General features: G+C 67.8%; 6 protein-coding genes. All 6 read right to left on the reverse strand.

Going from position 1 to position 6,045, the window contains the following annotated elements; genetic code table 11:
* Window positions 1-44: 44 nt before the first annotated feature.
* A complete protein-coding gene (locus AC07DF_RS40065) occupies window positions 45-803 on the reverse strand; it encodes a hypothetical protein (RefSeq protein WP_478982302.1) in 759 nt (252 codons plus the stop codon).
* A 128-nt stretch (window positions 804-931) separates the two neighbouring features.
* A complete protein-coding gene (locus AC07DF_RS40070) occupies window positions 932-1,717 on the reverse strand; it encodes a hypothetical protein (protein ID WP_478982304.1) in 786 nt (261 codons plus the stop codon).
* Window positions 1,718-1,832: 115 nt separating this feature from the next.
* Window positions 1,833-2,069, reverse strand: a complete 237-nt coding sequence (locus AC07DF_RS40075; RefSeq protein ID WP_478982306.1) for a hypothetical protein — start codon at window positions 2,067-2,069, stop codon at window positions 1,833-1,835.
* A gap of 66 nt (window positions 2,070-2,135) precedes the next feature.
* Window positions 2,136-4,223, reverse strand: a complete 2,088-nt coding sequence (locus AC07DF_RS40080; RefSeq protein WP_478982308.1) for a hypothetical protein — start codon at window positions 4,221-4,223, stop codon at window positions 2,136-2,138.
* A 43-nt stretch (window positions 4,224-4,266) separates the two neighbouring features.
* Complete coding sequence (locus AC07DF_RS40085; RefSeq protein WP_478982310.1) at window positions 4,267-4,590, reverse strand: hypothetical protein; 324 nt, start codon at window positions 4,588-4,590, stop codon at window positions 4,267-4,269.
* 41 nt (window positions 4,591-4,631) lie between these two features.
* Complete coding sequence (locus AC07DF_RS40090) at window positions 4,632-5,561, reverse strand: hypothetical protein (protein ID WP_478982312.1); 930 nt, start codon at window positions 5,559-5,561, stop codon at window positions 4,632-4,634.
* Between the last annotated feature and the right edge of the window lie 484 nt (window positions 5,562-6,045).

Below are 6,045 nucleotides of genomic sequence, written 5' to 3' on the forward strand. Positions count from 1 at the left end.
CGTGTCTCTGATCGGTTGGTCAGTTGATCGGCTGTGCCTACCGGTCAGACGAGTCGGCCGGCGGCCGCCACCAAGGCGGTGAGTACGCGGCGGGTCTTGTTCTCGGGGTGCTCGGAGAGGGGCACCCCTCGTTCCCGTACCGCCTCCTGGAGTTTCCGCTGCTTGCGCTCGGCCCGTGCCGTGAACGTCTCCCGGTCGTCCTCGTCCTTGGGTTTCACCCGGATCGAGACCTCCAGGAACTCCAGACCGGTCACCGACCACACCTCCAGATCGGCCTTCAGGTCGTCGAGCGGGACGTCCTCGATCTTCGTCGACAGGATTGGCCCCAGCGCGACCAACCCGTCGAGCGGGACGGAGGGCGCACAGGCATGCAGGAACTGCTCCTGCAGCGCGTCCGTCGCCGCGGCGGCATCGGCTCCCTGCTCCACCGCGTCGCCAAGCGTCCCAGGAGGGCAGTCGCGTACCAGAGATGCTGCCAGCACGCGGCCCTTCTTCGACCAGTCCTCCTCGATCCGGTAGGTGAAGGGTCCCGCTTCGAAGGCGTCGGAGAACCGGCCGACCAGCTGCTCTTGATCGCACGGACGCAGCTTGACCGTCAGATCCTCTGATGCACCGCCCAGTCTGAAGCGCACGATCACGCCGTTGTCCAACAACCGGACCCGCCCCTCGGCGGCCCCCTCCCGGTCTTCGGCGAGCCAGATCCGGCGCGATGTCAGCACACCCCGCGAACTCCCGAGAGCCGACAGCGCACCGGGCACATCGCCCTCGACGTTGACCTTGATCTCAGCCGGAAGGAGGCCCATGACATCGCTCCTGCACATGTTTCAGGGGGCGCAATCCTCACCTTTTCAGGATATATCCACCCCCCTGCGCAGTCGCGGTGTGCGCCTCGGGTCGTGAAGGCCGGCACGACGAGCCGTGACGCCGGGTTTCAGTGTGAGTGCTCCCCTGCTGCCAGCTCCCCTTCCTCGAGGTAGAACTCCCGCCCCGTGACGAGCCGCAGGTCGCTTCCGGCCGGCCCCTCGCCGACGAAGCCCGCCGTGACCTGGTCGCCCTCTCGCAGTCTGTCGTCCGGGCCGTCGGGCCTCGCGACGATCGTGAGAGCCGGCCCTTTCCGCAGCACTTCGTCGGTGAGCTCGGTACGCGGGGCACCGGGGGCCTGCCGCATCGCGACGACGTGGTCGAAGTCCGGGGGCATGGTGACGAGGTGCGCGAGGAACCGCTCGTCACCCTTGCCGAAGGCCAGGTAGGTCAAGTCCGATGGGCGGACGGCGTGGTGGTCGAACCGCCGGAAGTGAACGACGTGTCGTACGTCGACCGTCACCGGGTCAAGGAGTTTCGTTCCGCCGCGTTCGAAGTGGCCGCGGAACAGGGTGCCGGTGAACGACGTGCGTGCGGGTTGCCCGTCTGTGCCGACGAGCTCGGTCAGGACGAAGCGTTCGGGTTTCAGCGTGTATACGGCTGTCCCGGTCGTCCGCCGGTCGTCGATGTACACCTGCTGCGCGTCGCCCGCGTCGTTGGTGAAGGCGGCCTCGAGCAGGACCTGGAAGTCGTGAGGTCGCATGAACATGGGCAAGTGAGAGAGGTACGCCGTCTCCTCCCCGACCACCAGCATTCCGTGGGTGGCTTTTGGATCAGTGGCCGCCATGTTTCTCACCTCCGTTCGAAGCCCCCGCCTTCGGTTAAGGCAACCGGGCTTCTCAAGAACTACCTTCAATTTTTTCACACCGCCTGAGAGGCCGCACACAGCATCAGGCGGAGCTGACGGTCGGTCTGGAAATGAGAAGGGGCCGCGAATTGGCCGCTGGGTGCGTTATGTGAAGGCGTAAACTTTAAGGCCCTTCCGCACCAGCGAAACGCGATGTGGCGTCGATCCCGGAAAGTGCAATGATGGGTAGGTGGGGCAGCTCACACCATGATCCTGCGATGGGTGAAATGGTCACCGGCCTGGCGGAGCCAGCCATTTTCGACACCATTGCGGTCACCCCGTGCCCCAGTTCATGGGCGATCACGGAAATCGAGCCCGTGAGGTCGGAGAAGACGCAACCATCCCCGTCACCGAACACCATTTGGCCCGTTCCAGAAGGACGCTGCCCCGCAGGCGCACACCGGATGCCATGAGCTACTCGATCACGTCAGCGGTGCGCCAGGACGTCGGGCGTGATGCCCTCGTAGCCCCGCAGCGCGCCCGGTTCCGGCTGGTTCTCGAACCCGGCCAGGCGCGCGACGGAGTCGAGGCGGTTGACGGCCTCCCGCAGGTGCGCGGCGCCGCCCAGGGCCACGTACATTCCGACCTCGGGGTGGAGAAGGGTGGCGGCGACGTCGTTGTCCGTGCGGGACTGGGGGTAGTTCACCCATACGTCAGCGGTCGCTCTCGCCCCGACAGGAACCGTGCCCTGGGCCCAGAGGAGTTCGACCTCGACGAGGTGACGACCCGGCGCGGAGAAGGCGAATCCGTCCGAGTCCCAGTACACCCTGGCCTCGGCGCCCCGGTCGCCGTTCGCCTCCAGGGGCTTCAGGGCCACGTGGTCCGTGCGGATCACCATCGAGCGCAGTGTCTTCTGCCGCCCCTGGGGGCCGGTGATCCTGATGAACGCGTGCTGTGCCTCGATACCGAGGTCGGAGGGCACGGGGATGGGCAGGCGCGTCCGGTTGGACAGCGTCCACGAGAGGCGCAGCGGTTCGCCCAGGTCGATCTTGTCGTGGCCCACCTCCAGCTTCAGGTGGAGTTCGTCGGGGCTGAAGAAGAGCCGGTCCGGGGAAGGGACGCTCGTGCTGTGCCCTGAGCCGAAGGTCAGCCCACCGGGGCGTACGGCCACGTCCGGCCAGTGGATCAGGTGGTGCCGGACGTGTTCGTTGAACGCCAGGACGATGTCCGTGGGAAAGACTCCGGGAGGGCCGCCCAGCACGTTCGCGACGCTGGGCGTCGTCGTCATGATGGAGTTGTCGGCGCCCCCCTCCTGCTCCTGGTGGACCTGGTTGAAGCCATGCCCCAGTTCATGGCAGGCGCTCCGCAGGAACGCCCGCGACACGTCACGCTGCCGCTGGTCCGCCGCGGAACCGAAGAAGGCGGACTCGGTCGAGGGGTAGCCGTCGTCGCAGAAGCTGGCCACGCCCTCTCTCGGCACATCGACCGTGTCGTACATCACGCCACGGCCGCAGCCGAGTCGCGCGGGTACGACGACGAGGTGCAACCGCCATTCCTTGTCGAGGTCGGTCGTCGGTTTGCGCACCGCCTGCATGAGCTGGTGCAGGTCGGCATGGCTCCAGCAGGTCGTACTGGTGACGCCGTCGGGCACGGGAATTTCGGTCTGGTCGTACTCGACCGTCACGTCCCAGTTGGCGGAGGCGAACACCGTGCGGATGTCCTCCGTTCCGGCGCCGGACGCGTCGGGCGTCGGCTGGGGCGCGACCGCACCGGTCAGGGTGTCCACCTCCACCGTGGCACGCCGGAAGTGGGGAGAGATCCACCGCAGGGCGACGGTCGCCCGGGGCGTCCCCGCCTCCATCAGGCTCCCCTCGAACGTGGGCCCGCCGAGGACCGGAGGGGTGGGCACGGGGTGCAGCACCATCGTGAACGTACGGCTGGGGCCGGCCGGGAACGTGCCGTTGAACGAGCCCAGCGAGGGCTGGGTGTAGCGGTACTCCTCGACGGTGAGTGTCACCAGGTGAGGTCCGGGCGGGAGCGGCGGACTCTGCCGGATCCCGGTCACCTTCAGGTAGGAGTAGTACTTGTTCCTCGGGTGGATGGGAATCTCGGGGCGCCCCAGTGCCGTGGGGTCGAGGCTGGCGAGGACCGCCGGTGAGTGGCCCGCCTCGGCCGCTCCCGCGTGCCCGTTGGTCTGCGGCGGAAGCGGGAGGTTGAGAAAGCGGTAGAGGTCCCCGCTCGCAGTGGTGCTGCTGCCTCTCCGCTCCACCCGCAGAGTTCCCCAGTACGACACCAGCGCGGACGTGGGGCGGATGGTCAGCTGGTAGCAGCCCTGCTGGAGGCCGACGCCGGGGGCCGCGAACGGAGGGAGAGGAGTCGCCTCGGGATGATTGTCATGGCCGTAAATCTCGGCTGTGGGCCGTTCCCGAACCGGCGTCCCTTCTCCTGAGCCCAGGTTCTCGCCCGTCTCGACGGGCTCCGCCAAGGGCAGCGCGCCCGTACCGGCGGTGAGGGGCGGCGGTGCGAACCCGATGTCGGACGGACTCGGGCGGTCCGAGGCGATCCTGTCGTGCATGCTTGCTCCCTCGACTACGTCTTCGATCACGAATCTCGGTCGGTCAGCCGTCCGCCATCGTCCGGATGACCATGGGCCGCAGCGCCTCGTACCGTCCTGGCAGTCCGGCCAGCAGCCAGCGTTCCAGCGTCCTCGCGGAGTCGGCGAGGACGCTGTCACCGGTGGCGACCAGACCACCGAAGATCCGGTAGGTCTGGTCGCCGTCCATCACCACGAAGCCTCGGTAGCCCAGGCCGGGCTGCTTGGCCGCGGGGGCCGCCGCCGGTTCGAGCCCGGCCATCAGCCGGTGGAAGGCCGCCCTCGCCTCGTCGTCCAGTCGCCAGCGTGGGTTGGGGCGGCCGCTGAACACGTCCAGCTCGACGATCACATCGGTCTCCGTGGCTCCGAGATCCCCTACGCGCCGGCTTCTCAGTTGATGACCACGGACTTGCCCGCGTAGAAGTAGCCGCAGAAGTCGGTGTAACCACCGCGGTCGCAGGTCTCGGGGTTGGTGATGAGCGCGCCGCGGTTGTCGTAGTTGCGGGCCGCGGTGCTTCCGGGCTTGTGCCCCCAGAAGTCACCCTTGTGCTCCCGGTACCAGTGGTAGTCCCAGCCGGGCCAGATGGCCAGGGCCATCAGCCGGCGCGGTTTCTCCGAGTCCGGCAGGCAGTGGTACCGGTGCACCAGCCCGTCGGCGAGGGCGGCCTTGGTGACGCTGGCGCAGGCCATGTTGCTGGTCTGGGCGCCGTGTGCCCGGCCGGGCTGGGCGAAGGTGTCGGTGCGGTGGTTGCGGGCGTAGTTGTAGCAGTTGTTGTGGGGCCGCACCTCCGGCCGGTTCCAGAAGTCCGGGTTGAACTGGCTCACCTCGTACCAGCAGGTCTCCGTGGCCTCCTGCTCCTGGATGCTGGACTGCTCCGGGGGCTGCGGAGGAGCCTGCATGACGCGGTTCCAGGCGGGGGGGTTCTCGAAGAAGGTGTCGAGCTGCTCCAGGACGAAGTCCCGGGTCTGCGTGTCGACCGGGGTCAGAGCGTGCTCGACCAGCGCGACATCGCCGTACTGGGGCATGTCGGCGATGAGCCGGCGGGCCAGCTCCCCGGAACGCGAGGGGTCGGCCGCCGCGATGGTGCCGAGCGCGAAGGTCTGCGGCAGCCGCTCGGGCCAGGCAGTCATGTCGTCGGACGCCGAGGTGACCACCACCTCCCGGTAGCCGAGACCGTCGTACCCGGCACCGGGCAGTCCGATCGTGTCGCCCGCCGCCTGGGCGACGGTTTCCAGCAGGGTTCCAGCGGCGTCCTCATCGGTGACGACCCAGGTGGGGTTGGGTCGGCCGGAGAAGATCTGGACGGTGACGCGAAGCATGAACTGACCTCCGATGCGGGTGGCGATGCTGGGCCTGTATCGGCACAAATCGCCTCAGGCCCCTTGGTCCGAGTGTCATGCCGGGTGGTCCGGTTGACGCGCGGGGAGGACCGTCAGAGGTCCGTTCGGGTGTCGACGAGGGTGACGGGGCGATCACCGCGGCCCCAAGCCATGGCCGGCGTCACCGAACGTGATGTCGGCTCGGCGGCACGTCCACCGTCGGTCTCCGTAGCTGCTTCAACAGTCCTACGTTGAACGGAAATTCGTTCATTCCGGAACGGAGTGAGTGACAGTGACCGCGAGTGACGGCGTGAGCTGTCGATCTCACGGTCGTCGCTCCCCTGCGTGAACGGCCGTTGCCACCCGGGCTGTTCGGCTCCATCAGGGGGCTAGGTGTGCTGTCCCGGGACGTTGGTGACAGGCGACACGCCTTGAGTGGTCCTTGAACGAGGCGAGGGCCTCTGGGTTCGGTGTGGATTGCGAC

The sequence above is a fragment of the Streptomyces sp. NPDC044719 genome (assembly GCF_056433405.1).

Excerpts from the sequence above, each read along its gene's own strand:
- AC07DF_RS40065 (WP_478982302.1), bottom strand. The coding sequence starts at position 803 with ATGGGCCTCCTTCCGGCTGAGATCAAGGTCAACGTCGAGGGCGATGTG.
- AC07DF_RS40080 (WP_478982308.1), bottom strand. The coding sequence starts at position 4,223 with ATGCACGACAGGATCGCCTCGGACCGCCCGAGTCCGTCCGACATCGGG.
- AC07DF_RS40090 (WP_478982312.1), bottom strand. The coding sequence starts at position 5,561 with ATGCTTCGCGTCACCGTCCAGATCTTCTCCGGCCGACCCAACCCCACC.
- AC07DF_RS40075 (WP_478982306.1), bottom strand. The coding sequence starts at position 2,069 with ATGGTGTTCGGTGACGGGGATGGTTGCGTCTTCTCCGACCTCACGGGC.